At 60.6% G+C, this 254-nt stretch carries 1 protein-coding gene; it reads left to right on the top strand.

Annotated elements, in window-relative coordinates; translation table 11 throughout:
- Positions 1-25: 25 nt before the first annotated feature.
- The coding region (locus SB751_RS33100; protein ID WP_410749384.1) for a DUF4148 domain-containing protein at positions 26-254 on the top strand (229 nt) is incomplete at its 3' end.

Raw genomic sequence — 254 nt, 5'->3', positions numbered from 1 at the left:
AAGACAATCTCTGGAGGTAGGAATCATGAAGTCCCTGATCGAAGCTGTTGCTATCGCTGCTCTCATTACCGCGCCGCTCGCCGCTTTTGCTCAATCCGACCAGCCGGTCACGCGCGCTCAGGTCCGCGCCGAACTGGTCCAACTGGAAAAGGCCGGTTACAACCCCGCGATTGCGAACGACGACGACTATCCGGCGAACATTCAGGCAGCCGAAGCGCGGGTCGCCGCGCAGAACGGCAAGGCTCAAACCAGCG

It is taken from the genome of Cupriavidus sp. SIMBA_020 (assembly GCF_046535395.1).
GTDB lineage: Bacteria > Pseudomonadota > Gammaproteobacteria > Burkholderiales > Burkholderiaceae > Cupriavidus > Cupriavidus campinensis.
The sequence above is the reverse complement of the archived record's forward strand: the minus strand, read 5'-3'. Positions and strand labels throughout refer to the sequence as shown.